The following is a 23,089-nucleotide window of genomic DNA, read 5'->3' on the forward strand; positions in this document are numbered from 1 at the left end:
CGAGATTGATTCTTTCTAAAGTCATCTCACAAAAAAGCCCAAGCATTATGACTTGGGCTTTTTTATTGCTTGTCTATTTACGATCAACTTCAATTAAAGCGGTCGAGGCAAAAATGGCCTGTGGCGCAATCACAGTTTCATTCAAGGGAATGTTTTTCCCATATCGCTGTTGCATGAGTTGCTTGACTTCAGGCGAACTTAAATTAAATTGCTTCAGTTTGGATAACGGTGCCAACTCAATGCCTAAAGCATCATGATAGGCCTTCCAGACTATTTCTGAGCAATATAAAGCACGATTGTCCCACTCAAAATAAAGATCATAAGGCTGGCCTAAGTATTGTTCTGCGTTCTTGATCAAGTGCTGCTTTTGCTGAACAGTCAAATTCGTTTTAAAGCGCTTCACCACATAATGCCGTTCAACCCCGCGATCAATCCACTGCTGAAGTGCAGTATATTTCACAGGCTGAACCGCCTCTAAAACCCATGATTTTCCATTTTTATGAACAATTAAACCCATATGGCTATAACGGGACTTGGTCGCTTTTTGTATCCCTAAACTTTGCTGAGACTTCGAAACATGAAAAATAATATCGCCCGTTTGATAGGACATATTCGCCCATAGCAGCTGAGGACTTACCAACAGTAAAACAGCACTTAAAATCGCAACATTTCTATTTTTCATCCTAGATTTCCTTTATTCTTCTTTTATAGATACGATCAATCACTTAAAACTAAAAATATTTATGATCTTACATCATCTTCAAAACTCGCGTTCACAACGTATTCTTTGGCTACTTGAGGAACTTGAGCTATCTTATGAACTCAAGCTGTATGATGCAACACAAGCTAGACAAACGAATCTGAAATTTCCAACGCTCGACATTCCACATGATACTCAGACGATACGACTTACGGAAAGCAGCGCAATCGTAGAATACTTATGCCAACTGTGCCAGAAGTTGATTATTCCTCATAAGCATACACAGTATTGGAACTTCTGTTTTTATAGCCATTATAGCGATGCCAGTCTCATGCCCAATTTGGCATTGAAACAAGTTTTCCAACACATTAAACAACAAACACCTTTGCTTGTACGTTTTGTGAGTTTGGCCTTTCAAAGCGCGTTCAATCGTGCTTATTTAAACCCTGAGCTACATCGGCAACTTAAAGAAATTGATACCCACTTAAGCACGCATTCATACTTTGCAGGCGATGTGTTTAGTTATGTGGATATCTTGATGTGGTTTCCAATCTATGCGGCCAGTTATGCCACTCCGCAGTTTGCCCAGTATTAGTCTATTCAACACTATTTCACCCAAATACAAAGCAGACCTGCCTTTAATGCTGCAATGGCACGTGGGCAATGGTCTGCTTCTTATTTTGAACACTATTGGTCTATCACACAGTGAGGCTATGCTTAAGCTGACTTTCTAGAGTTGACTTGCCCCTTAATCACGGCTTTCACATTGCCTTTTAAATAATTAAAAAACACTTTGAGCGGTGACAGTTTCGGATTTGGTTGTTTACCTTCTGCGATATCCTTAAATTGTGCGGCATACCAGATCACTTCCATAATCGCCATTTTATCAATCATCGAAATGCCTGTTTTGATCTTATCGACTGCATAACGTACATCTTGCCCTGCAATTAAACGATTGGTCACGTCGGGTTCTACCGCAAATGGACGCGCCATCCCAATAAAATCACACGCGCCACTCGCTAAGGCTGCGTTCATACCCGCAGCAGTACGAAAACCGCCTGTCACCATCAACTTACACTGGACTTGTTCACGAATTTTTTCAGCAAACTCTAAAAAGTAAGCCTCACGTGCAATGGTCGACGCTTTACGTTTTTCTTGCTTCACCCCTGCCATCGCAGGTGCTTCATAGCTGCCCCCTGAAATTTCAATCAAATCAATCCCAGCCGCATCAATAGCTTTAAATGTCGCAATGACATCTTCTTCACTAATCCCGCCACGCTGAAAATCTGCTGAATTAAGTTTGACAGAAATAATAAACTGATCCGAGGTCGCTGCACGTACCGCTTTATAAATTTCCAATAAAAAACGCATGCGGTTTTCAGCAGAGCCACCCCATTGATCTTGCCGTTTATTGGTCAACGGCGATAAAAACTGACTGATAAGATAACCATGCGCACCATGTAATTGCACGCCTTCAAAACCCGCTTTTTCACAGATGGCGGCTGAAGTTGCAAAACGTTGGATAATATCAAGGATTTCATCTTCACGAAGCGCTCGCGGCGTTCCGAAGCTCATTGCTAAAGCAGGGCTAAACGGTACTGCTGAAGGTGCAACCGTTTCCTTATTTAAACCCTTAGGACATTGACGGCCCGGATGTGACAACTGCACCAATTGCACCATGCCATGTTTTTTACCAATCGCAGCCCATTGTTTTAGTGGTTCTAAGTCACGTTCGGTTTCAATCACCACCACGCCTGGTTCATTTTTAGCTCGGAAGTCCACCATCACATTACCTGTAATGGCACAGCCTAGGCCTCCTTTTGCCCAAGCCTCATACAAGCCTAAGTGCAAATGATTCGGCTGGCCAGCATGATTGGCCAGTGCTTCACTCATTGCCCCTTTAATCATCTTATTTTTAAAATGGACCTGCCCAATGTCGATTGCGCTTGCAAGCTGGCTCATGAAAATTCATCCTTTAATATTTTTTAGTGTTTTTACTCTATGTGTTTTTTGGCTACAGTCAAGAGAATTTGACAATTCATTTTGTCAAAATTTCTGATCTTTTATTTAGAAAATGATTTTACTGATACTGACTGGCTTGAATCAATTGATGCGTATAGTCAGACTGCGGTTGCTCAAAAAGTTGTTCAGTGGCTTGCAATTCCACTACTTTGGCATGTCGCAAAACCAAAACTTGTTGGCAGAGTGCACGTACCACTTGTAAGTCATGGCTAATAAACAAATAGCTGATACCCTGCTCGTGTTGTAGACGGCGTAATAACGCCACAATCGAACGCTGCGTACTTCGGTCTAAGGCCGAAGTTGGTTCATCTAAAATCAATAGTTTAGGTTGAAGTACCAAGGCTCGTGCCAAAGCCACACGCTGCCTTTGCCCACCAGATAGCTCATGTGGATAATAGCTTTTAAATGCGACTGGCAACTCCACTTGAGTTAAGACATTCTCAACATGCTGTGTTCGCTCAAGCGAGGACAAAGGCTTTAAAGTCAAACCTTCTGCAATGATTTGTTCAACACTCATGCGTGGGTTCAAACTTGCAAACGGGTCTTGAAACACGATTTGAAAATCACCGCGAAGCGGACGTAATGCCTTCTGCGAGAGTTGGTTTAAATCATGTTCTCCAAACTGGATCTGCCCTCGACTTTCAATCAGCCTTGCTACAGCCAGTGCCAAAGAACTTTTGCCTGCACCACTTTCCCCAACAATTCCCAAAGAATGCCCTTGAGCCAAGCTCAAGTCCAAAGCTTCAACCGCAGCACGATACTGTGTCGTTCGATTAAACCAGCCTTTTTTAATCGGAAATTTGACCTCAAGTTGTTTTAAGCGGAGCAAAGGTGCTGCATCTTGTACGCTAATGGCTTGACCAAAAGAATGATTGAGTAAGTTTTGAGTATAAGCAGACTGCGACTGCTCAAAAATTTGCGCAACCTCCCCTTGCTCTACGACCTTGCCTTGATGGATGACCACGACATCATCAGCATAGTTTTTCACCAAATTGAGGTCATGACTAATCAAAATCATGGACATGTTATGGCGCTGTTGTAAAGACTTCAGCAAGTCTAAAATTTGAACTTGCAGCATGACATCTAGAGCCGTGGTGGGCTCATCAGCAATCAAAATATCAGGCCCTTGCACCAGTGCCATGGCAATCATGACCCGCTGACGCTGCCCGCCAGACAACTCATAAGGAAAACGCTGTAACACACTTTCAGGATTTGGAATACCCACATCCTCTAGCAAGGTAATTACTCGTTGTCGCGCTTGTGTTTTAGACCAACCCTGTGACCATAAAGTCTCGGCAATGATCTTTTCCACCCGATGCAAAGAATTCAAAGCGGTCATCGGCTCTTGAAAAACCATCGCGATTTTTTGCCCACGAATCGACCTAAGTTGCGTATCGCTCAGCTTTAAGAGATTTTTTCCGCCTAACAGCACTGAGCCTTGCACTTGTAAAATTTTCGGCAACAAACCCATCAAGGCTAAAGCACTGATCGATTTTCCTGAACCGCTCTCTCCAACCAGCGCCAAAGTCTGCCCAGCACGCAGTTCAAAACTGAGCTGATCGACCAATACCCGTTCTGAACTGTGAATGCTCAGGGCATTCACTTCAAGTATCGGAGCTGTTCTATTGGTGTCTAGGGTCAAATGCATCGCGCAAAGCCTCCCCGATATACATCAGCAACGCAAGCACAATGGCCAAGCTGAAAAAGCCAGACAGAGCTAACCATGGTGCATTTAAATTATTCTTGCCTTGTAACAAAAGCTCACCCAATGATGCCGCATCAGGTGGTAGGCCATAGCCCAAGAAATCCAGTGCAGTTAGCGCTGTAATATTGGCTGTTAAGATAAAAGGCAGTTGTGACAGACTCGAGCTGATTGCGTTAGGTAAAATATGCCGAAAAATAATAGCTCGGTTAGTGACACCTAAACTTCGCGCGGCACGGACATAGTCCAACTGGCGGGCCCTTAAAAACTCAGCACGTACCAGTGGAACTAAAATTGTCCAACTAAATAACAGCATGATTAAAAATAACCAGTAGATATTTGGGCTAAACATACTGACTAAAATCATCACCATGAACAGCATGGGTAACCCGCCCCACACTTCTAAAATGCGCTGCCCGATTAAATCGACCCAACCACCGTAATAACCTTGTAGTGCACCAATCACAATGCCGAGTACAGCTGAGCTGAAAGTCAAAACAAAACCGAACAACAATGAGACACGTAAGCCATATAATATTCGTGCCAAAACATCACGACCTTGGTCATCTGTCCCGAGCCAATTTTGCATCGTGGGCGGTGACGGTACAGGGACTGTCAAATCTACATTGGGGGTTTGATATGAATATCGAATCAACGGCCAAACAGCCCAACCTTTGGCTTGAATCAGCTGCTGTACCACTGGATCTTTATATTCAGTTTCAGTTTCGAACACACCCCCAAAAGTCGTTTCAGGATAGTGTTTCAATACTGGGAAATATAAGGTCTGATCATACTTTACCAACAGCGGTTTATCATTCGCGATCAGTTCTGCAGCTAAAGACAGTACAAAAACACAAATAAATAAAATACAACAACTAAGACCAAGCTTATTTTGCTTAAATCGTTTGAAACCTGCCTGTAAAATAGGGGACATCAGCCTCTCCCTTGCGAATCAAAATGAATTCGCGGATCAATCAGCTGATACAACACATCGCCAATTAAACGCAGCAGCAAGCCCAACAAAGTAAAAATGAATAAGGTGCCAAAAATCACAGGATAGTCACGCTGCACAATCGCCTCAAAGCCCAATAAACCTAAACCATCCAGATTAAATATGATCTCTATAAATAAATTGCCCACAAAGAAGTAAGCGATTAAAGCTTCAGGTAAGCCTGCCACCACAATTAATATCGCATTACGAAACACATGACCATACAACACTTGAGACTCAGTCAGGCCTTTAGACCGTGCCGTCAGCACATAAGGCTTGCTGAGCTCTTCCATAAACGAATACTTGGTGAGATAAGTCACTGTAGCAAAACCACCAATCACCATCGCTAAAAGCGGTAAAGCCATATGCCAGAAATAATCTTTAATTTTGTCCCATAGCGACAAATCCGCAAAATTTTCCGAAACCAAACCTTGTAAGGGGAACCATTGGAAATAAGAACCGCCTGCAAAAAACACAATCAAGAGAATTGCAAAAATAAACGCAGGAACTGCATAGGCCACTGCCAACAGTAGCGAGGTCGACTGATCAAATACCGTACCGTGCAATCGGGCTTTTTTAATGCCCAAAGGAATCGAAATCAGATAAATCAGCAAAGCACTCCATAGCCCCAAGGACACGGATACAGGTAATTTATCCTTAATCAGCGCTGTAACGGGCTGGTCTTTAAAAAAGCTCGTGCCGAAGTCCAGTTGCGCGTAATTTTTCACCATTTCAAAGAAGCGTATATGCATGGGCTGATCAAAACCATAATGTGCTTTGATCTTTGCGAGCATTTCATCACTGAGTCCTTGCGCGCCTTGATAGACATTTGTGCCTACACCTGCACCGCCCAAATTACCTAAAGCTTGCATAGCTTCCGCTTGTTGAATGGCTTGTTCAACAGGACCACCGGGCGCAATTTGGATCACAGCAAAATTGATCAGCAAAATCAAAAATAAGGTCGGAACGATCAGCAACAGCCTTTTGAATATATACATACGCATCTCAAAAACCCCTATACCAGCTTATGGCTTGGCTGTCTGACCTAAGTACTGACTCACCTTTTTCGCCTGTTTGGCATCACTCCACCAATAATCCAAACCGACATGCAACTGTGGACTCCGTGCCGGTTTTTGATACATGTTCCAATAGGCATACCATTGATCCGCTTTACCATAGGTCGGTATTTGATAATAACCTGCACGCAACAAGCGATCTAAAATACGCGTTTGCACCACCACTTGCTTACGATCAGGTGCTTGAATCAACTGTTGGATCATCTGATCAATCACCGGATTTTGAATACCCGAATAATTATAATTTCCCACCTGATGGGCTGAAGCACTGCCCCACAGTTGCACCTGTTCTTTACCCGGTGTCAAAGACTGCGGCATCGTTTGTAGGGTCATATCAAAATCTTGAGTACGCATCCGCTCATAATACTGCGGTGTATCAACCTGTCGAATATTCAGCTGTATTCCTAGGCGCTTTAGATGGCGAACAAAAGGCGTAATTTCACGTACAGCATCACTCGGCTGAATCAGAAACTCAAACTGAATCGGCTTATTTTTCCGATCTAACAGTTGACCTTTTGCATTATATGTATAGCCATTTTTTAATAAAATCTGTCGTGCGATGAGTAAATTATTTCGATTATAGCCCGATCCATCTGAAGCTGAATAACGCCAGTTCTTTAAAACACCATCTCGCTGTACGGGATGCAATTTCGCCAAATAAGGCTTCAATATTTTGATTTCAGCAGCCGAAGGCAGACCCTTCGCCTCTAATTCGCTATTAGAAAAATAACTTTGCAAGCGTTGATATTGCCCATAGAACATCGCTTTGTTTTGCCACTCGAAGTCGTAGGCATAAGTCAAAGCTTGGCGAAAATAAATATCTTGAAAAGGCTGACGACGGGTATTAAATACAAAACTTTGCGTTGGAATTGGATTGAAATGCTTAAAGCGATATTTTTTAACGAGACCTTGTTTCACTGCAGGAAAATTATAAGCAGTCACCCATTGTCGTGCGGACTCTTCCTCATGCAAGGTATATAAACCCGCCTTAAACGCAGTAAAAGCAATATCTTTGCTACGATAATACACATAACCCACGCGGTTAAAATTATAGCGCCCTTGGTTGGCCTTTAAATCTCTGGCCCAATACTTTGGATTACGTTTATAAACAACCCGCTGCCCGGCATTGATTTTCTCTAAGAGATAAGGACCTGAGCCTAAAATCGGTTTGATCGAAGTTTTACTGAAATCTTTGCCTTGCCAGTCTTTTTTGGAATAAATTGGCATTCTGGCTACAATCAAAGGCATTTCCACATTATTTCGGGTTTTAAAATGCATTTTGACGCTGTATTTGGACAACACTTCTGTCTTGGCTAAATCCGACAAATACATCTGTAAGCCAAAATTGGATTTGCTTTGAAAGATATCAAAACTGAACTTTACATCGGCTGCGGTAACAGGACTGCCATCACTAAACCGTGCTTTTGGGTTTAAATGAAAAATGATCGCGTTAAAGTTTTTCGGGTCATAGCTGACCTTTTCTGCCAGCAATGGATACATCACCGCGGGCTCATCCAAAGAACTACTCATAAGTGAGTCAAATAAATAGTTGGTTCCCTCAACCGCAGTACCGCGACCATTCATGCTGTTTAAGTTATCAAAACTCCCAATGACTGCACGTGTTAATTCACCACCCTTCGGTGCCTGCACATTGGCATAAGGCAGATGATCCAATTGGCTGTATTTCGGCGTACTATAGGGTGCAATAAAAGGCATGGTCTGCAGTGCAGACCATGCCTTTAATGGAATCGCTACAAGGCTGAACAGCAAGAATGTTGTTCTAACCTTCATCGGGACTTTCTCTGAAATTGCATTTCAACTCAATACTAATTCGGCACCTTAATTACATCACCAATGCGCAACTGCGTATTCGGTTTAATGTCATTGAGCTCAGCCAATTGCGAAGTGTCCATACCATAACGACTTGCCAGTCCAATTAAGGTATCACCACGTTTCACTGTGTACTGTGAAATCAGTTTTGGAATTTGAATGGTCTGCCCAACTTGTAAGCCCGCACGCGGACTCAGATTATTTAAACTAGCAAGCTCTGACACAGACATCCCAGCACGGTTTGCAATTGAGTTTAACGACTCGCCTGACTTCACTTTATAAGCTTCAGTTGCACGGCTAGAAGTTGCTTGTGGCTTTGCTGCCACTGTTTCTGTTTTGATCGGCGCGGGATCAACATCACCTTCAATTTTCAAACGCTGACCGACACGAACATTGGCTGTACGGCTTAGGTTGTTTAATGCAGCCAAATAGTTCAGTTGCAAGTGATATTTACGCGCAATACTATTTAGGGTTTCACCCGATTTCACAACGTGAATATCGGTTGAGTTATTACTTGCAGTAGTTTGTTTTTCGACTGTTTTCGGCGTTTCAACAGCAGGCACTTCACCCGTTAATTTGAGTTTTTGACCCGCACGTAAGCCCGCTGTACGACTCATGTTGTTGAGGTCAGCAATATAATCCATACCCAAATTATATTTCGAAGCAATCGCAGTTAATGAGTCTCCAGACTGAACGGTATAAGTATCTGGCACGCTTGAGCCCGCAGGGATCTTAATACTTTGACCCACTTGCAAGCCGCTATTGGTTGAAAGATTATTGAGATCAGCTAGCTCCGACAGGCTCATCTTCGACTGTGATGCAATGCTATACAAAGTATCACCACGTTGTACTTTATAACTTTCAACTTTGAACTGTGGCTCAGCTTTGACTGGAGATGCTTTGGCACTACTTGTCGTTAAGCTTTTGACATCATTGAGTGGCACATTAATTTTTTGTCCCACCAACAGGTTGCTGCCCGCATTTAAACCCGGTGTTAAATCTGCCAATTCTTGATTTGACAACGCATAACGGTCTGCAATCAGTTTCAGATATTCGCCACGTTTCACCGTATACGACTGAGTTGCTACTTTAGTTTGGCTCGTAGCTTTCTCATCGTTAGTTTTTGCTCGCGATTGTGCTGTTTCTTTTAAGGAAAGCTTTTGTCCCACACGTACGCCACCGGTCACACTTAAACCGTTATAGTCAGCCAACTGTTTTAAGCTTAAACCAAACTCATCCGCAATCCCTGTTAAGGTATCATTGGCACGAACAGTATAACTCTCAGGTTTAGTCTCAGCTTTCACGGTAGAACGTACTTCTATTTTTTCAGCTTGTGGTTTTGCATCATATAAATAAATCGATGTACCGACATAAAGTGTGGCATTCGCATCCATTTGGTTCCACTTCGCCACATCACGCCAGTTCACCCCATTTTTGGCAGCAATCAGCGCCAAAGTATCACCCGGTTGTACGGTATAAGTTGAACGTTTACCTTTTGGCGGCACAATCACAATTTCAGAGTCAGTCTTAACAAAATTTTTGCCTTGATTACGCTTCACTTCATCTGAATCTAAACGGGTATTGTCAGCCACAGACTTTGGATAAGCAAAACCTTTGGTTAACTCTTTGCCTTGCAGTTCAGCCACTGACTGACTGGTTTGAATTGCGGTGAGCTTAATTTTACCATCCAGAGGATCTACAATTTCTGTGCCTTGAGGGGCTAAAGCCTGAATTTCAGCTACCACTTCAGCTTGCTCTGCTTTCGTCGCAACTGGTTTCAGAACTTCATCGACAGTTTTGCTTTGACCTTCAGCTTGAATTGCCGCGGTTAACTGCTCACGTTCTGCTGCTGAAATTGGTGGTTCAACGGAAACTGGTTTCACTGGGGTCGCTGGCGTAACCGCAACTGGAATACGCGGCGCACTTGGAATATCGCTATTGGCAGCAAAAGCAGCCAGTGCATTAGACCCTTTAGGCGTTGAACCACGGGTAGGCGTCGTAATAGAAGTACTGCTTGACGACGTCACTGTAGACGAAGTGGCAGACTTTCCTGTTGTGGTTTTTGCGGTTGTCGTCGCTAAAACAGGTGGTGTAGTTTTCGACGGTGTGATCGCTTTGGTGTTCAACGTCGGTGGTTCAATTTTGCTTGGTTGAATCGTTTGGTTATTTTCAGGCAGTTTGGTATTTGCAGATGCCCACAAGCCGCCTGAACCACCCTGTAATTTTTTCAAACGTACATCCACTGAAGGACTCAAATCCGCAGGAATTAAAATCCGCATTGGACTTGCACCATCAATCCATTCACCACGGTGTCCCGGATTTAACTGATACAGCTCGGCACGACTTAAACCTGTAATCGACGCAACTTCATTTAGACTCACCGCGCCCACAGTGACTTCTCTAAAGTGCGGACGATTGGCAATCGGTGGTAAATTGATGTTATAGGCATTTGGATTTTTAATGATCTGTGCAACCGCCAAGAACCGTGGCACATAGTTCATGGTTTCTTCAGGCAATTTTAACGACCAATAGTCCGTCGGCAAACCTGCGGCTTTATTACGGTTAATCGCTTGTTGAATACGGCCCGGACCTGCGTTATAAGCCGCTAGTGCAAGTTCCCACGAACCAAACTGGTTATATAAACTGCCCAAGAACTCATACGCAGCACGCGTTGACTCGACCACATCACGGCGACCGTCGTATTGACTACTTTGTTTTAAGCCATAAATACGTCCCGTACTTGGAATAAACTGCCATAAGCCCGCAGCCGCAGCACTACTGGTTGCAGCAGGGTCATACGAACTTTCAATCACAGGCAGTAAAGCCAGCTCTGTTGGTAAACCGCGACGTTCGGCTTCTTTAACGGTGTGATACAAATAACGTGAAGCTCGTGCACTTAAACGATCCAAATACGGTTGGCGTGAAATAAACCACCCGCGCTGAGCATCAATACGCGGATTCCAATGATCGGTGTTCATTTTAAAGCCCACGGTCATACGCTTCCAAACGTCACCGTGCTTTAACACCAACAGGCGATCCCCTTCCACCGCACGCATGTCGGTTGCAGAAAGTAAATCTTCTAAAGAATCTAGGCTGTTTGCATCTAAGTAGTTCGATCCGACTTGTTTGGATTTAGATGTTTGCGTTGCACTTTGCGTCGAGGAACAACCAGCCAGTCCAAGTGTCGCAAGTGCTGAACCGAGTACTGTAATTTTAAATAATGTCGGTAACATCGGTTGGCCAAAAATGGCAGCTGACTTATACATAAGAAAATCCAAACAACTCGTATAAAATTTATTTTTTAGATCTGCCATTGTAGTAAAGCACGCCGCAGACACAAGGCGTTAATTTAACTTGAAATCAGTATAAATGTTACAAGAAATTAAAAAAGCTGCATCTTATACACTTCTCTAGTGCATTTGCGTTATACAATGGTGCCCGCTTAGTTTTAATTTTCAGTTTACGGAAGTTGTGTATGTCACAAACAATTACCCTGTATGTCGATGGTGCTTGTCGTGGAAACCCTGGTCTTGGGGGATGGGGTGCGTATGTTATTACAGAAACTGAAGAACATAAACTGTGTGGCGGTGAAGACAACACCACCAATAACCGTATGGAACTTACCGCAGCCATTGAGGGCATTCTTTTTTGCCCAAATGATGCGAAGTTAGTTGTCTGGACCGATTCAACCTATGTCAAACGCGGCATTACCGAGTGGATTACAGGTTGGAAAAAGAAAAACTGGAAAGACGTTAAAAATCCAGATTTGTGGAAAAAACTCGAGGCAGCTTGCCTAGGCCGTGATATCGACTGGCACTGGGTCAAAGGCCATGCAGGTCATGAAGGTAACGAAATGGCAGATCAATTGGCGAACCTCGGTGCTGATCAAACACAGGCTCAACTTCGTCAGTCTAAAACAGCGACAACAGAACCGTCTGTAGATAAAAAAAAAGTTGAACCAGACTGGTTGTTAAACGACCCTTTTGGTTTGGGTTTCGATGACGAAGAAGTCGATAACAGCGAAGATTTAGCCGAAAGTGAAATAGACGTTGCAGAACAAGAGCCAAGTTTAGTCGCTGAACCAGAACTTGCTACAACGGTGCCTTCTATTGAACAAACGCCTGAAGTTGCAACAAGTGTCGATTTAACACAACTCAAACAACATCCACAAATTGTGATTACTCCACGTAAAGTTGAGGTCTTTGGGCCTCGACAGCTCATCCTCGATACAGAGACCACCGGTTTCTATTATCAAGATGGCGATCGCATTATTGAAGTTGGTGCGATTGAAATGGTCAATCGGAGGCTCACAGGCAGCTCGATTCATATCTACATCAATCCGAAAAAACCTGTGGGCGACTCTGAAAATGTCCACGGTATCTCTGATGACTTTTTAAAAGATAAACCGCTGTATCAAGAGATTGCAGACACTTTATTTGCCTATCTCAAAGGTGCGGAAATCATTGCGCATAATGCAAGCTTCGATATGAACTTCTTAGACATGGAGTTCAAGCGTGCAGGATTTGTTGCACTTTCTGAAGTTTGTGCGGTGACAGATACCCTCGCGATGGCAAAATCTAAGCATCCGGGGCAAAAAAACTCACTCGATGCCTTAGTTCGCCGTTACGAAATTCCACAGCGTGACCGTACCTTCCACGGGGCCTTACTGGATGCTGAAATTCTAGCCGACGTTTACTTGGCTATGACGGGTGGTCAGGTTTCCTTTGATATGGATGCCCTATCACATAGTGAACAACAAAATGGGCAAAGTCAGCGTCAAGCACTGGATATTGAACTGGCGGTAATTCACCCTTCAGCCGAAGAACTTGAAGCACATGAGACTTGGGTCAAACAATACCAAGAAAAACATGGCACACCCTGCCTTTTTGCCAAATAAATTCTAAAGTTTTTGTTAACTTTTGTATTACAAGATTTTTCAGTTAGGCTATAGTGATGAACAAGTTGCTATGCCTTCTTTGGGCCGCATATAAACACGATAAAACACTAGGATAGGTGCAGATCAATGTCTTACCAAACCTCTATTCATTTTGATCCAACGGCGCTGCTGATAATAAAAAATGAAGTGGATAACTCCATTAAGCTGGTTGAATCAGCTGTGAGCACCTTAGCAGAAGATCAGACTTTACCTTTTGGAATTGACGATGCATTAAACCAATTTGAGCAATGTGCTCAAGTGCTTGCATTGATTGATATGTCTAGCTTGGCCAAAATTGCTGAATATTCCGCAGAGCTTATGCGCAAGATCATGGGGAATCCTGCACAGATTAATACGCAAGATGTGATTGCACTCAGCGAAGGCACGACCATGCTGAAGCGCTATATTGAGTTCATTTGCTTAAGAGAAGTAAAAATTCCACAGTTTTTACTCGACACCTTAAACCGTCTTGAAATTGCATTAGCAAAGCCTTTAACGCAAGAAGGTCAACACATCGAGTCCTTACTGGACTGTATTACCCCAGATTTCAGCCTCCCTCAAGCACCAAGTCTTGAAAAATCTCAATATGTTCACCGCTTGTACAAGCTGTCTTTAAGCCAAATGCTGAAACAAGAAGAAAGCGAACTTGATTTACAAGCAATGAAATTGGTGGGCACTTATTTAGCGGGTCTAGCAGAACAAACGCCGAGTAAACAGTATTGGAACTTGGTCTATGTTGCACTCAATCAAATTGAACAATTGCTCATTAATGAACCACGTTTACGCACTCTGATTAGCATCGAACGTAACATTGCACAGTTCTTTACTGCGCCTGAACGTTTCAAAGCCAGCCTCACCGATCTTGCCAACATTCTCAGCCTATGTATCAGCCAAGAAGACGAAGTGTCTCAACACATCCGTGGCAAACTCAATATTGGCGACGACCTACTCACAGATACGCAGCTGCAAGTTTTCAGTCGTCATCTTTATGGCCCAGATTTCGACACGATGCATACCATTAGTGATTTGGTAACCACCGAAATGTCGCAAATCCGCAATGACATTGAGTACAACTACCAAAACATGACCCCTGAAAAGACCCAAGAGCTCCAAGCAAAACTGGTCGATTTGGCGAACATTTTCAAAGTATTGAACTTAAATGAAGCGCATAATGACTTAAACCGTCAAGCAGCATCACTTAGTCAAGCAGATATGCTGAAAGATGAAGGTTTTGCGCAGCAGTTGATGAACGTGATCTTGTCGGCAATGAACTCGATTGGCGTGTTAGAACGTCACCATACTTCAAGCCGCCTACAGCTTCGTGTGAACAACATGAATATTTCACTAGACCGTTTAGATGAAGCCCATGCTGCTTTATTGACTGAGGCTAAAACGTCTATTGACTTAAGTAGTCAAGCGTTGGCGCAATATCAGCAAGAACAAGATTTAACTGCCCTTGAGAATACTCCTGCACAACTACGTGAAGTTGCTGGCGCAATGCTGTTCTTAGGCGCTGAAAATGGTCAAACTGCTCTGAATCTTTCAGCAGATTTTGTGCAACAACAAATCACGGCTGAAACTGCGCTCACTGCCGCTCAGGTGAATCATGTACTTGATGCTCTCGCAAGTGCAGATATGCTGATTGATAACTTAAAAAACAAACAGCCTGTATTACACAGTATGTTTGATGTAGCATTGAACAGTAGCCAAAAACTAAAGACTGTTGCCTAATGTCAGAACTTTCACTTGCTTATATTTTCCACCAACAACAATTGTTGGTGGACCATAACTTTCAATTGCCTCGTGTAGAAAAGCTAGCAAGTGATTTAAGTTTTCACTCGGATGATCAAGTGATTGCCCGAGACCTGCTAGACAATGAGCCAATCCCTGATGGCTTAGAACTCATCCCAATTCGCCAGTTGCTTCCACTCTGGAGCACCAAACAATTCGAACAGGCCAGCCGAGCTATTCAACTGTTAGAATGGCGTCGCAATCATAAATTTTGTAGTCATTGCGGCCACGCCACAGAAGCGCATGCCAGCGAATATGCCATGATCTGCCCTGCCTGCGGTTATCATCAGTATCCACGAGTACAACCCTGTGTTATCACCGTCATTACACGAGGTGAAGATGAAATTCTGTTGGCAAAAAATGCGCGTAATACCCGCAGCAATATGTATGGTTTGATTGCAGGCTTTGTTGAAGTCGGTGAAACCTTAGAAGAAGCTGTACGCCGCGAAACCTTGGAAGAAGTAGGCATTCGAGTTAAAAATGTTCAATACTTAGCGAGCCAGCCTTGGCCTTTCCCAAGTAACTTAATGATTGCATTTAAAGCAGAATACGCATCGGGTGAGCTTTGCTTACAAGAAGAAGAAATCAGCGATGCCCAGTTCTTTAAGTTTGATCAATTGCCTGAAATTCCGTTCAAAGGCAGTATTGCACATGCCATGATCATGCATGCGACAGAAGGCACAACGGTCGCGGATGACACACGTGAGTGGCTGTAAGCTCACTCACCATCGCTACAACAAATACACTTTAAAACCTAATTAGTGCTTAAGCGCATCCTCGAGCGCCTGCATAATTTTTTGCTTGGTCGTGAAGTAACGACTAAACAAACTCGATACTGAACCAATCATTGAAATATGACCAATGCGTGGCACCGTCCAAAGTTGACTGTAGTTGCCTTTTTCTTTCAACCTACGATCCAAATCAACAGCATTGCTTAACCCAACAACATCATCATTCTCAGCAACCAACAGATAATGTTTAACCCTATTCGACTCGACGAAATAATATGGCATCACTTCTTGATAAGGTCTGTTCTGATCAAAAGCATCCGCACAAATTGGATCACCTTTATAGTCAAAATGATAAGGGCCTGCCAAACCAATAATAGCAGTAATTTGACTGCGGCATTGTATTTCATATGGCTTCGGATGATAGAGCGCAGACATCACATTAAACGCGCCCGCAGAATGCCCCATCAACACCACTTTTTCCGTTGAAATTTGATATTTAAGCTGATGCACATTGAGATAATTTAAAGCCAAGCTGAGATCATCAATAGAGGCAGGAAAAATATGCTCAGGCGCCAAGTGGTAGTTAATTACAGCCACATCAAAGCCCTCTTTGGCAAAGGCTTCACCAATAAAACGATAATCTTTTTTATCACCATGCATCCATGCGCCACCATGCACAAATACAATCAGAGGACGGTGTTCACGCGGTGTTTGTGTACGAAACAAATCTAAACGATGTCGCGCACGTAACCCATAGGCTACATTTTCTTGGACCGAATAACCCTTACGCGGTGTTAAACGGTTAAGGGCATAACTACCGACATCATAAATACGAAAGTCACGATAGAGTAATCTTGCATACTCTACCGAATGATTCAGTCTTTGAACAAAAGGCTGAAGCTTATTGAACATTATTTGGCTCAACTTGGTCTGGGTCTATCGCAACAGGCGTTTGCTCTGTCGGTGTTGAATTAATCATTGGTGATGCAAATGCACTGGTCGTTTGCGTCTGTTGCTCTATATTATCCACCAGTGTGATAATTTTAGTCACATTCCCCACTTGCTGTAACACTTGGTTTAAATCGGTAATTTCAGCACCATTTAAACGTCCCATCACATATAACACGCCATCTTCGGTGTGAATACGCACTTTCGCATCTGAAACAACTGCAGCTTTCATGATCAAGCCACGTGTATTTGCTGTAACTGAGGTGTCTTGCATGATGGTGCTATAACTAATTTGGTTTCCAACTGTAATGTAGTTATGCACGGTTTTGACATCCGACATCGCACGTACATTGTCTTCAGCCAATTGACGTAAGTGTTGATCGGGTACTTGTCCTGTTAATAAGACATTGCCATGAAAACTTTCGATATTGACGCGTGACTGTTTAAAACGACTGTCCAATTTATATAAGTTAATTTTTGCAGTACGCTCAATTGAAGAGTCAATAAAGACCTGCCCTAATGAACGTGCACCGCTTTCTGTTCCTACAGCGGCTGTTCCTGTCCCACCCGAAATGAAACTTGCACATCCAGATAAACTTGCGACGCATAATACGGTCATTGCAATACGATTGAACACTCAGCAAGACTCCTCAACTTTTCAAACTATTTTAATTCAGCATTTCAGCTTTGATTTTGTTCAAAGATTAATAAAGTCTTGATCAAAAGTAAAAGCATTTTCTATCCATTGCTGATCATAAGTGAATTTTGAAAAATCTTGCTGTATGGTTTTTGCAATTTCTTTAAAAAAATCAAAACAAATCACATCAAAGCGGCAATAATATTGCTGGAAATGTGGATGATCTTGTAAAAATAACATGGCCGTTTTTGCTATTTTGCGTTGTTTTGAATAGGAAATTGTTTCAATAGCCTGCGCAAAACGCGTTTTTGAACGTGCTTTGACCTCAACAAAAACCAATTCCTGCCCTTTTTGTACAATCAGATCAATTTCACCAAAGCGCGAATGATAATTGGACTGCACATGAACATAACCCTGTTCTTCTAGCACAGTCAAAGCTTGTTGCTCTGCCCATTGTCCCAGCTTCATCTCTTTATATTCCCCCATTTCGTTTTTTATTTTTTTAATCATCACATTTCGAAAAACTCAATTTCGATCAAAAATCTCACGTCTTGATGTTTAAAACCACTGCTGTGAGTCTCTCGAACCAAACAATTCATTTCATTCTACGTTTTAAAGCCTTCTTGGCGTTTAGATTTCAATCGAATGTCTTCCCGACTCCTGCAAATCCATCGCCGACAATATTCTAACTCACGCCACGACGGACAATTCAGGTAGAATGCTTATCGTGGTATCAGTTGAATGCATCAAAGCACTCAAACCAACCTATCATTTTATTATTTTGCAGCGCGGAGAAAACCCATGAGTGCCCAGTTATTTGTAGTCGCAACCCCTATTGGGCACTTAGATGACATGACTTACCGCGCAATTGATGTACTAAAATCAGTCAAAATCATTGCTGCTGAGGATACACGAACTTCAGCACAATTACTGAAACACTTTAATATTCAAACTCCACTTACTGCATGCCACGATCATAACGAAAGCAACAAAATTGACATCCTTATTCAGCGTTTGTTGAAAGGTGAAGATATGGCACTTATCAGTGATGCAGGAACGCCTCTTATCAGTGATCCAGGTTTTAAATTGGTTCGTGCAGCACAAGAGCATAATATCCGCGTAATCCCTGTACCGGGCGCATGTGCTGCCATTGCCGCTTTAAGCTCAGTGGGCTTACCAAGTGATCGTTTCAGCTTTGAAGGTTTTTTGTCTTCTAAACAAACCCAACGACTGGCAAGTTTGGAAAAACTCAAAGAGGAAACGCAAACCCTAATTTTTTATGAGGCACCACATCGTATTTTAGACAGTGTCAGTGACATGGCTAAAGTCTTTGGTGCTGACCGCCCTGTCGGTTTTGCCCGTGAAATTACCAAAACCTTTGAAACCATCAAGAAGATGACTTTAGGTGAGTTGGTTGAATTTATTGCAAACGATCATCATCAACAAAAAGGTGAGATTGTATTGGTTGTTGGTGGCGCGACCACTGAAAAAGATATGGCACAAGAAAAACTCGACCAGCTTTTAACACGTCTCTTACAAGATTTGTCAGTGAAAGCTGCATCACAGTTAGCGGCTGATTTGACCGGCATCAAAAAGAAAATTGCTTACCAACGTGCTTTAGAATTAACACAAGATCAGGCTGAATAGGCTTCGATAGCTTGAGCTTGAAATAAAAGTATTGCTTTTTTTTGAAGGAAAAAAATAAAGAGCAACAGACATAAGTGCTTTGGCCTTTCTCTGCTGCTCTCCGTGTTAAGCGGTTCCATGTGAACCGCTTAACTCAAATTATGTAGTTATGTCATTTAAAATTTATAAGCATGTGTATGGGTTGACTGATCGTCAGTTACAATCTCTATCGAATTAGCTTGCTTCTTGGTAAATACGACCGCCGGGTAGTTGGCAAAAGTATTGTTTCAAGGCATCCAGACAACGATGGATCTTCATCGGCTGTTGTTCATGCTTTGAAATGATGGCATATAGCGTAAAGTTAGGGAGCTTCCACTCTGGAAGAACTTCCACTAAAGAACCGTTAACCAATTCTTTTTGCACATCCAAATATAAAATACGTGCAACCCCATGCCCATGTTGGCATAAAGTCTTTGTCACTAAAATATTATTACTGGCTACTCTTGATTTCATCTCAAGTTTAACCGCATCACCTGTCACCACATTTTTAAAATCAAAATCATGATTGTTCTTCATAATCGTGATCGGAATAAGATCATGATTTTTCAAATCTTCAGGTCGTGAAATTGGTGCAGACTGATTCAAATAGCTTGGTGAAGCAACCAAAATCTGTTCCACGCGCGCCAATGGCACGACATGTACGCTTTGATCGTCAACCGTTGGACTCATTCTTAAGGCAATATCAATTCGCCCATTCATCAAATCCACATAATGATTATCTGCTTCAATATGAATAGATAATCCGCGATGTGCAGACATCCAATGCGACAAAGCAGGAATCACATGATTGGCCCCTAACTCTGGCGTAGTAGCTATTCGCAGCTCACCCACGAGATCATCGCGCAATTCATTGATACGTATTTTGCCACGTTCAGCAGCGGCGAGCATTTCTTGACAGCTGTGGAAAAAAGCCTGGCCTGCTTCAGTTAAATTCAACTTTCTTGTTGAGCGATGTAAAAGAACAACTTCCATCTCTTGCTCTAAAGAACGAATTTGCTGACTCACAGCACTTGTAGTGATGCCTAACTCACGCGCGGCACCACTAAATGAACTCTTTTCAACAACACAAGCAAAAACACCCATTGCCCGTAGTTGATCTAACATAAAATTCTCTCTGGATTCATGAGAAGTTTTCATCTATTTGATAAAAACAACTCATTGTATTATACGGTGAATTTTTTGCGTTGCATCCAGATTTTTTAATTTAATGGTAAAACTATAGTCGGATTGATTGGCTTGCCATCTAAGCGTACTTGGAACTCTAACATGGTACGTGTTGCACCTGTGGAGCCCATTTCCGCAATTTTCTGTCCTGCCGTCACATTTTGACCGCTCTTCACATTCATTGCACTGTTGTGTGCATATGCTGTGATATAACCATCAATATGCTTAATCAAAATTAAGTTTCCATATTCTTTCAATCCGTCTGCTGCATACACCACTTGGCCATCTGCTGCTGCATAAATTGGATCACCTTGGTTACCAGCATAGCGAATACCTTTCACATTATTTGCTAAATTATAACCTTGCAAAACAGCGCCATTACTTGGTTTTACCCAACGTAAAGTTGAACTTTTCGAGCTCACAACAGGTGCGGTCGGTACTTTAGCAGGAGTTGTTGTGGTTGTGGTGGTCGTATTTTGACTCGGGAGACCAATATTTTGACGTTGAATTGGAGCCGTTTGTGTAATAGGTTGCGTCGTAGTTGTTCGTGGGCTACCCGAACCTTTTAAACGTAATGACTGCCCCACATAAATACGATACGGCGCAGCAATATCATTCATGTCTGCAACAGAGGTATAACTCAGCCCATAACGAGTTGCAATACCGCTCAGCGTATCGCCTGAACGAACTGTATAATAGTCTGGTGCTTTCGCAAAACGTGTTGCATTGTTAACCTGTGGTTTAGAAGCACAACCACTCAAAATAACAGTTGAAACTACAGCTGTGGATAACACGACAGTTTTCAGTAGTGCTGTAGGAATTGCAATGAAACGAATTTGAGACAACACAGACATTTATCTTACTCTCTAAAAATACAAAAAATAATCAGTTTAATTTGCGCTAAGATTAGCAAAAAAGTATGTGAAAATAGTATCTCTGCGCGTATTTTCACAAAGTTATAACAAACAGCTGAATACACTCCCTGTATTGCTCAGCTGTAGTGCCTTTTAAGCACTTATTTGCCCTTGTAATGCATGCAAAACTTCATAGTTGGTTGCATCCATCTGAATAGGCGTAATACTGACAAAACCATTCGCCACGGCGAAAAAGTCTGACTCCACCTCATCATAGCCTCTTTTCGGTTCTGCCACAGCTTCACCTGCAAGCCCAATCCAGTACACTTGACGACCACGTGGGTCAACATGACTGGTAATCGGCTTAGACTGACGACGACGTCCTTGATAAGTAATTTTAGCGCCCTGTAACTCAGCGACATCTGGAATATTAATATTTAAAATATGGCGTGGTGGCAGTGCTGGCAAACCTTGTTTCACAAAGTCATGCACCCACTGTGCAGCATGATGATAATCTTCTGGACGATTGTACGAACGCACTTCAGGGCCCGCAAGTGATACCGCAATGGCTGGCTGTTTCATTAGACGCCCTTCAAATGCTGCTCCAACTGTACCTGAGTAGAGTACATCATCACCCAAGTTTGCCCCGCTATTGATGCCACTCACAACCAGATCAAACTCAAAGTCAAATAAGCCATTCATGGACAAATAGACGCAGTCCGCGGGTGTGCCATTGACTGCCCACATGTCGGGTGCAATTTCGATTGGACGTAAGGGGCGATCTAAAGTCAAAGCACTGGAAAAACCACTGCGTTCACTTTCAGGTGCAACAATCACCACGCGACCTAATGGACGTAAAGCATGTGCGAGCGCTTGAATACCTGGTGCAAAAACACCATCGTCATTGGCTATTAAAATATTCACTGATGGATCTTCTTAAATCTATATGAGTCGGTAAAAGCCTTATACATCTATTTTGCACTCGTCTTCGTCTTTTTAATCTGCAATTAAAACAGGTAGATTTACGGGTAGCTTAAAAAAAACTAAATCGTTAAAGCTAAAAGAAAAGCTATAGAGTCCTCGATACAGAAAGACTATACATTGAGATCAGGCAATCTGAAAAGATGAAATCATTGATCTAGGTGAGTACTTTAATCTTGCATGAGCAGAGTGCAAAAAAAGAGAGAGCCTAAAAACAGAAGAAGCTAAGCATACGTTCTATTACAGAAAGTGCTTTTAAGTGTTTTGATATTAAGCCAATTTATTCGCGTTTTTTACTCATTTCGGATAACAAATCCAGTTGTATTTCTTGTATTTGGGCTAACCTATTCCACTGATGCATCAACAGATGATCTAGTTTTTCATTTAAATGTTGAATTTCTAGCTCTGCCTTTAAATTAATTTTATAGTCGTTTTGCGAACGCAATCTGTCTTTGGCTTCCTGTCTATTTTGGCTCATCATAATCACAGGAGCTTGAATCGCTGCAATACAGGATAAAATTAAATTTAATAAAATAAAGGGATATGGATCGGCAGGATGCGTGACCATGACCACTGTATTAACAATAATCCAAATGGCTAGGAAAGTCGCAAAGCACATGAGAAAAGCCCAACTACCGCCAAAGGTCGCAATTTTATCTGCCAGCCTTTCCCCTAAAGTCCAATTTTGATCCAACTGATTTTCAACATTTTTGGTGATCACTTCATGTTGTTGCAAACTTTTAATCACCTCATATTCAAGATCAGTCACTTCGCCCTTTTCAGACTTTAACAGTGAATGAACATACTGAATTCGATATTTGGTTAAGTCTGCTTGGCATATATAACTTTGAGGCGACCATTCTGGAAAATCATGTGAAATTTCTTCAGTAATAGATTTTCGTATTGCCCCCATAGGAATGAGGTTTTTAATGAGGAGTTTCTGCCCACAGACTAAACATTCATGACATTGATTTTTTTCGCTCATGCTCGTTCTCTTTTATAATCATTATAAGTTTTAGGGGAGATAAACATCATCGAAT

General features: G+C 42.4%; 19 protein-coding genes. 5 read left to right on the forward strand and 14 right to left on the reverse strand.

Annotation, left to right across the window (positions count from 1 at the left end):
* Window positions 1-73: 73 nt before the first annotated feature.
* Window positions 74-682, reverse strand: coding sequence for a YiiX family permuted papain-like enzyme (locus tag JZ787_RS01275; protein WP_010326364.1), 609 nt, complete (start codon window positions 680-682; stop codon window positions 74-76).
* A gap of 61 nt (window positions 683-743) precedes the next feature.
* Here JZ787_RS01275 and JZ787_RS01280 point away from each other — a divergent pair, with 61 nt between their 5' ends.
* Entirely contained in the window at window positions 744-1,295 is a 552-nt protein-coding gene (locus JZ787_RS01280) for a glutathione S-transferase N-terminal domain-containing protein (RefSeq protein ID WP_346311465.1), read from the forward strand.
* Between the two features lie 122 nt (window positions 1,296-1,417).
* Here JZ787_RS01280 and JZ787_RS01285 read toward each other — a convergent pair whose 3' ends face one another.
* The 6 genes from JZ787_RS01285 to JZ787_RS01310 form a co-directional block, all read right to left on the reverse strand.
* Entirely contained in the window at window positions 1,418-2,662 is a 1,245-nt protein-coding gene (locus tag JZ787_RS01285) for an NADH:flavin oxidoreductase/NADH oxidase family protein (protein WP_010326362.1), read from the reverse strand.
* A gap of 118 nt (window positions 2,663-2,780) precedes the next feature.
* Window positions 2,781-4,370 (reverse strand): dipeptide ABC transporter ATP-binding protein, encoded by a 1,590-nt coding sequence (locus tag JZ787_RS01290; protein ID WP_346311466.1) that lies wholly within the window; start codon window positions 4,368-4,370, stop codon window positions 2,781-2,783.
* Window positions 4,345-5,358: an ABC transporter permease gene (locus tag JZ787_RS01295; protein ID WP_346311467.1), complete on the reverse strand. Its 1,014-nt coding sequence runs from the start codon at window positions 5,356-5,358 to the stop codon at window positions 4,345-4,347. Before JZ787_RS01295 ends, JZ787_RS01290 begins: the two co-directional genes overlap by 26 nt.
* Window positions 5,358-6,419 carry a microcin C ABC transporter permease YejB gene (yejB, locus tag JZ787_RS01300; protein WP_346311468.1) on the reverse strand — a complete coding sequence of 354 codons (1,062 nt, stop codon included), beginning with the start codon at window positions 6,417-6,419 and terminating at the stop codon, window positions 5,358-5,360. Before yejB ends, JZ787_RS01295 begins: the two co-directional genes overlap by 1 nt.
* A 21-nt stretch (window positions 6,420-6,440) precedes the next feature.
* Window positions 6,441-8,282, reverse strand: coding sequence for an extracellular solute-binding protein (locus JZ787_RS01305; protein WP_346311469.1), 1,842 nt, complete (start codon window positions 8,280-8,282; stop codon window positions 6,441-6,443).
* A gap of 35 nt (window positions 8,283-8,317) precedes the next feature.
* On the reverse strand, window positions 8,318-11,587 hold the full coding sequence (locus tag JZ787_RS01310) for a LysM peptidoglycan-binding domain-containing protein (protein ID WP_346311470.1): 3,270 nt from the start codon (window positions 11,585-11,587) through the stop codon (window positions 8,318-8,320).
* A gap of 209 nt (window positions 11,588-11,796) precedes the next feature.
* On the opposite strand from JZ787_RS01310, the gene dnaQ reads away from it, so the two are divergent.
* The 3 genes from dnaQ (at window position 11,797) to nudC (ending at window position 15,764) form a co-directional block, all read left to right on the forward strand.
* Window positions 11,797-13,218 (forward strand): DNA polymerase III subunit epsilon, encoded by a 1,422-nt coding sequence (gene dnaQ / locus JZ787_RS01315; protein WP_346311471.1) that lies wholly within the window; start codon window positions 11,797-11,799, stop codon window positions 13,216-13,218.
* Window positions 13,219-13,344: 126 nt separating this feature from the next.
* Complete coding sequence (locus JZ787_RS01320; protein ID WP_234951500.1) at window positions 13,345-14,988, forward strand: chemotaxis protein; 1,644 nt, start codon at window positions 13,345-13,347, stop codon at window positions 14,986-14,988.
* Complete coding sequence (gene nudC, locus JZ787_RS01325; protein ID WP_218287978.1) at window positions 14,988-15,764, forward strand: NAD(+) diphosphatase; 777 nt, start codon at window positions 14,988-14,990, stop codon at window positions 15,762-15,764. The genes JZ787_RS01320 and nudC overlap by 1 nt, the downstream gene beginning before the upstream one ends.
* Before the next feature lie 42 nt (window positions 15,765-15,806).
* Here nudC and JZ787_RS01330 read toward each other — a convergent pair whose 3' ends face one another.
* The 3 genes from JZ787_RS01330 to JZ787_RS01340 are packed head-to-tail and all read right to left on the reverse strand — an operon-like array spanning window position 15,807 to window position 17,832.
* The gene (locus tag JZ787_RS01330) at window positions 15,807-16,691 is read right to left on the reverse strand and encodes an alpha/beta hydrolase (RefSeq protein WP_218287979.1); all 885 of its coding nucleotides are present in this window, start codon (window positions 16,689-16,691) and stop codon (window positions 15,807-15,809) included.
* Window positions 16,681-17,364, reverse strand: coding sequence for a BON domain-containing protein (locus JZ787_RS01335; protein ID WP_010326352.1), 684 nt, complete (start codon window positions 17,362-17,364; stop codon window positions 16,681-16,683). The genes JZ787_RS01330 and JZ787_RS01335 overlap by 11 nt, the downstream gene beginning before the upstream one ends.
* Before the next feature lie 60 nt (window positions 17,365-17,424).
* Complete coding sequence (locus tag JZ787_RS01340; RefSeq protein ID WP_005399780.1) at window positions 17,425-17,832, reverse strand: YraN family protein; 408 nt, start codon at window positions 17,830-17,832, stop codon at window positions 17,425-17,427.
* 333 nt (window positions 17,833-18,165) lie between these two features.
* Between JZ787_RS01340 and rsmI the strand changes: the two genes are divergently transcribed.
* Window positions 18,166-19,011, forward strand: a complete 846-nt coding sequence (rsmI, locus tag JZ787_RS01345; protein WP_346311472.1) for a 16S rRNA (cytidine(1402)-2'-O)-methyltransferase — start codon at window positions 18,166-18,168, stop codon at window positions 19,009-19,011.
* Between the two features lie 213 nt (window positions 19,012-19,224).
* Here rsmI and JZ787_RS01350 read toward each other — a convergent pair whose 3' ends face one another.
* The 4 genes from JZ787_RS01350 to JZ787_RS01365 form a co-directional block, all read right to left on the reverse strand.
* Window positions 19,225-20,154, reverse strand: coding sequence for a LysR family transcriptional regulator (locus JZ787_RS01350; protein WP_010326350.1), 930 nt, complete (start codon window positions 20,152-20,154; stop codon window positions 19,225-19,227).
* 95 nt (window positions 20,155-20,249) lie between these two features.
* Entirely contained in the window at window positions 20,250-21,068 is an 819-nt protein-coding gene (locus tag JZ787_RS01355; protein ID WP_333640396.1) for a peptidoglycan DD-metalloendopeptidase family protein, read from the reverse strand.
* A gap of 153 nt (window positions 21,069-21,221) precedes the next feature.
* Window positions 21,222-21,992: a 5'/3'-nucleotidase SurE gene (gene surE, locus JZ787_RS01360; RefSeq protein WP_058869283.1), complete on the reverse strand. Its 771-nt coding sequence runs from the start codon at window positions 21,990-21,992 to the stop codon at window positions 21,222-21,224.
* A 337-nt stretch (window positions 21,993-22,329) separates the two neighbouring features.
* A complete protein-coding gene (locus tag JZ787_RS01365; protein WP_346311473.1) occupies window positions 22,330-23,034 on the reverse strand; it encodes a DUF1003 domain-containing protein in 705 nt (234 codons plus the stop codon).
* Window positions 23,035-23,089: the final 55 nt, after the last annotated feature.

Origin of the sequence: Acinetobacter sp. BWR-L5 (assembly GCF_039655985.1) — a bacterium.
Taxonomy (GTDB): Bacteria; Pseudomonadota; Gammaproteobacteria; order Pseudomonadales; family Moraxellaceae; genus Acinetobacter; species Acinetobacter johnsonii.

Bases quoted from the DNA above. Each gene is read 5' to 3' on its own strand.
- JZ787_RS01275 (WP_010326364.1), bottom strand. From the start codon at position 682: ATGAAAAATAGAAATGTTGCGATTTTAAGTGCTGTTTTACTGTTGGTA.
- JZ787_RS01310 (WP_346311470.1), bottom strand. From the start codon at position 11,587: ATGTATAAGTCAGCTGCCATTTTTGGCCAACCGATGTTACCGACATTA.
- JZ787_RS01340 (WP_005399780.1), bottom strand. From the start codon at position 17,832: ATGAAGCTGGGACAATGGGCAGAGCAACAAGCTTTGACTGTGCTAGAA.
- nudC (WP_218287978.1), top strand. From the start codon at position 14,988: ATGTCAGAACTTTCACTTGCTTATATTTTCCACCAACAACAATTGTTG.
- JZ787_RS01350 (WP_010326350.1), bottom strand. From the start codon at position 20,154: ATGTTAGATCAACTACGGGCAATGGGTGTTTTTGCTTGTGTTGTTGAA.
- JZ787_RS01280 (WP_346311465.1), top strand. From the start codon at position 744: ATGATCTTACATCATCTTCAAAACTCGCGTTCACAACGTATTCTTTGG.
- JZ787_RS01290 (WP_346311466.1), bottom strand. From the start codon at position 4,370: ATGCATTTGACCCTAGACACCAATAGAACAGCTCCGATACTTGAAGTG.
- JZ787_RS01330 (WP_218287979.1), bottom strand. From the start codon at position 16,691: ATGTTCAATAAGCTTCAGCCTTTTGTTCAAAGACTGAATCATTCGGTA.
- yejB (WP_346311468.1), bottom strand. From the start codon at position 6,419: ATGCGTATGTATATATTCAAAAGGCTGTTGCTGATCGTTCCGACCTTA.
- JZ787_RS01355 (WP_333640396.1), bottom strand. From the start codon at position 21,068: ATGTCTGTGTTGTCTCAAATTCGTTTCATTGCAATTCCTACAGCACTA.
- dnaQ (WP_346311471.1), top strand. From the start codon at position 11,797: ATGTCACAAACAATTACCCTGTATGTCGATGGTGCTTGTCGTGGAAAC.
- JZ787_RS01365 (WP_346311473.1), bottom strand. From the start codon at position 23,034: ATGAGCGAAAAAAATCAATGTCATGAATGTTTAGTCTGTGGGCAGAAA.
- JZ787_RS01285 (WP_010326362.1), bottom strand. From the start codon at position 2,662: ATGAGCCAGCTTGCAAGCGCAATCGACATTGGGCAGGTCCATTTTAAA.
- JZ787_RS01295 (WP_346311467.1), bottom strand. From the start codon at position 5,358: ATGTCCCCTATTTTACAGGCAGGTTTCAAACGATTTAAGCAAAATAAG.
- rsmI (WP_346311472.1), top strand. From the start codon at position 18,166: ATGAGTGCCCAGTTATTTGTAGTCGCAACCCCTATTGGGCACTTAGAT.
- JZ787_RS01305 (WP_346311469.1), bottom strand. From the start codon at position 8,282: ATGAAGGTTAGAACAACATTCTTGCTGTTCAGCCTTGTAGCGATTCCA.
- JZ787_RS01320 (WP_234951500.1), top strand. From the start codon at position 13,345: ATGTCTTACCAAACCTCTATTCATTTTGATCCAACGGCGCTGCTGATA.